Here is a 3,353-nt window from a genome sequence, read left to right on the forward strand (position 1 = left end):
CGAGCCACGGCGTGCGGCGCTGAGGGTGAGGCTCAGGCCTTCCTCCTGGTGAACGGCTTTCGGCGGTTCATCCAGTGCGACGAAGCTCTTTTGCGGGCCGGCGTTTTTCACCGCTGGCTGTACTTCGATGTACTGGCCGGTGACCAGGGTTTCCAGGTTCGAGGTTTTCATCAGGCCCAGCTCAGGCTTGACCACCCAGAACTGGCTGCCCACGCGGGCGATGCGATCCGCCACTTGGGTAATGCGCGCGCTGAGCAACACCGACTGCATGTCGGCGCTGAGATCGACGCTTTCGATCTTGCCCACATCCAGGCCTTTGAAGCGTACCGGTGTGCCCGGGCGCATGCCGTCGGCGCGATCGACCTTGATGGTCACCAAGGTGCCGTGTTGATTGGCCGCCTCACGGTCGGTGAACAGACGGAAGCGTGGGATGCGTTTCTTCAGCGGTACGTTCGGCTCTGGGGTTTCGAAGGCGATACCGCCGGCCATCAGGCTGGCCAGGGATTCACTCTTGACCTGGATGCCGCCGGTGAGGCCGCCGGTCAGGGTCACGCCGCTGGCATTCCAGAACCGCGTGGAGCCGTTGACCAGGTTTTCGTATTCCTTCTCGATGTGGACGCCGATCACCAGTTGCTTGTTCTTGCGCGAGAACTGGTAGCTCTGCACCGAACCGACCTTGACCTGTTTGTAGAGGATCGGGCTGCCGACATCCAGCGAGCCGAGATTATCGGTGAACAACACCATGTGCAGGCCTGGCGAGCGCAGGTCCAGCGGTGGCGCCTTGGCCCGGGCGACGAATTCGCGCTGGGGGGCGCTGCCTTTGTCGCCAGGGCGGATGGCGATGTAGTTGCCTTTGACCAAGGCCTCAAGCCCGGTAATACCGGCCAGGGAAATCGACGGCTTGACCACCCAGAACTGGGTGTCCTGCACCAGGTAGTCTTCGGCCAGCGGGTCGAGGGTCAGCTCGGCGTTGGCGCTGGACAGGGAAGGGTCGATCTTCAGGGTTTTCAGGCTGCCGACCTGGATGCCTTTGTACATTACCGGCGTGCGGCCAGCCTGCAGGCCTTCAAAGTCGGTGAGCTTGACCTTGACCTTGATGCCGGCGGCGGCGGCATCGAAATCTTCGTACAGGCGGAAGGGCAGGCTTGGGTCAGTCGGCGGGCTGTCCTTGCGGTTCTCTGGGGTGGCGAAGGCGATGCCGCCGGCGACGATGCTGGAGAGGGATTCGCTGCGCACCTTCACGCCGGAGAGGTTGGCGTCGATGCTGATGCCGCTGGCGTTCCAGAAACGCGTGTGTTTACGCACCAGGTTGGCGTAGGTCGGCTCGATGTACACCTTGATTTCAACGGTGCTCTGGTCTTCGGAGAGCAGGTAGCTTTTGACCTGGCCGACCTGGATCTGCTTGTAGAACACCGGGCTGCCACGGTTGAGCGAGCCGAGGCGGTCGGCCTTGACGGTCAGGTGCAGGCCGGGCTTGGCGTCGGACAAAGGCGGCTCTTCGGAGAGCGCCTTGAATTTGCGCGTGGGCTCGCCGTCGCCAGGGCTGGCGGCGATGTAGTTGCCTGAGACCAGGGTTTCCAGGCCGGTGATGCCGGCTAGGGTTACGCTGGGTTTGACCAACCAGAAGCGCGTATTGGTCTTGAGGTACTGGTCGACGTCCTTGTTCATCTCGATGGTGGCGATCACCCCGCGATTGCTGCCTTCGTCGTCCAGGGCCAAGGCCTTGACCTTGCCCACGGTCATGCCTTTGTAGACCACTTCGGTCTTGTTGACCTGGATACCTTCGCCGCTTTCGAAGCGTACCTGGATGTCGATGCCCTGCTGGGTATAGGCGCGCCATCCCAGCCAGCCGCCGATTATCAGAGCAATCAGGGGTAACACCCAGATGGCCGACCAGTTGGAGGCCGGGCGGGTTTTAGCTTTTGGCAAATCACTCATGGTCGTCGTCCGACTCCGTGTTATCCCAAATCAGTCGGGGATCAAAAGTTACTGCGGCAAGCATCGTCAAGATCACCACACTGGCGAACGCCGCAGCGCCGAGATTGGCCTCGACACTGGCAAGCCGCCCAAAGTTTACAACCGCCACCAGGATGGCGATCACGAAAATATCCAACATGGACCAGCGGCCAATGAATTCGATAAAGCGGTACATCACAATGCGTTGTCGCGCGGACAGCGGTTGGTGGCGCTGCACCGAGAACAGTAGCAGACCAATGCCCACGAGCTTGAACGTCGGCACCAGGATACTGGCGATGAACACCACGGCGGCGATGGGGAACATGCCGTGCTGCACCAATTCAATCACGCCGGCCATGATGGTGCTGGGTGCACCCTGGCCAAGGGAGTTGATCGTCATAATGGGCAACAAGTTGGCCGGGATGTACAAAATGGCTGCAGTAATCAGAAGTGCCCACGTGCGCGCAAGGCTGTTGGGGCGACGGGCATGGACCAGCGCGCCGCAACGGGTGCAGGTTTGCTCGTCGGTATCCGGCTCTTGCCTGTTCAACTCATGGCATTCGGTACAAATCAGAATACCTGCATCAATCGCCCGCATGCTCATCCTCTCCTGACAGTGCTTGCCAGATCTGGTGCGGCGACATCACCACCTCAAGCAGAACCTGAACCATTAATAGGCTGACGAAACAGACCAGGCCCAGGCCGATGGTGATGGAGGCCATGTCGGCGAGTTTTACGATCGCCACCAGGACGCCCATCAGGTAGACCTCCAACATGCCCCAGTCTTTCATGTGATGGTAGATGCGGTAGAGCAGCAGTCCGTAGCTGCGGCCGATATTCCAGCGAATGCTGAGCAGGACTGCCAATTGACAGAGCAGCTTGAGCAGGGGAATGCCCATGCTGCACAGGAAGACCACGACGGCAACGCCTTGCATACCCGTATTGAACAGGGCGACGACGCCACTCCACACGGTGTCCTCCGAGGACTGCCCAAGTAGATTGAGCTGCATGATGGGCAAAAAGTTCGCGGGGATATAGAGCAGCAGCGCGGCGATAACCAAGGCGAGGCTTCGCTCAACGACATTGTGGCGGTGAGCGTACAGCTCGTAACCGCAACGCGGGCATTGGGCTTTTTCGCCGAGGGCGAGCGCTGGTTTGCGCATCAGCAAGTCGCACTCATGGCATGCCACCAGGTCGTCCAGTGGTAAATCCGACACCTCGAGGGCATCAACCGGATCGGGCATAAGTAGGGCTCGGGCTCTAAAAAGGTTAGGTGCCTATTCTAGTGGTCTGCTTCAGAAATAACTGTGCAAATTTGTCGGGGCTTGTTTGTCGAGGCTCGGCCTGCTTTTCTCGCGCCCAAAACAAAACCCCATCTGCTTTCGCAAATGGGGTTT

General features: G+C 59.9%; 3 protein-coding genes. All 3 read right to left on the reverse strand.

Annotation, left to right across the window (positions count from 1 at the left end; genetic code table 11):
* Positions 1-1,938: PqiB family protein (locus tag NUV89_RS28675; RefSeq protein WP_257783971.1), on the reverse strand; the 1,938-nt coding region annotated here is incomplete at its 3' end.
* Entirely contained in the window at positions 1,931-2,554 is a 624-nt protein-coding gene (locus NUV89_RS28680) for a paraquat-inducible protein A (protein WP_257783972.1), read from the reverse strand. The genes NUV89_RS28675 and NUV89_RS28680, both read right to left, overlap by 8 nt.
* Positions 2,541-3,200, reverse strand: coding sequence for a paraquat-inducible protein A (locus NUV89_RS28685; RefSeq protein ID WP_257783973.1), 660 nt, complete (start codon positions 3,198-3,200; stop codon positions 2,541-2,543). Before NUV89_RS28685 ends, NUV89_RS28680 begins: the two co-directional genes overlap by 14 nt.
* Positions 3,201-3,353 lie beyond the last annotated feature (153 nt).

The sequence above is a fragment of the Pseudomonas sp. 18.1.10 genome (assembly GCF_024655625.1).
Lineage (GTDB): Bacteria > Pseudomonadota > Gammaproteobacteria > Pseudomonadales > Pseudomonadaceae > Aquipseudomonas.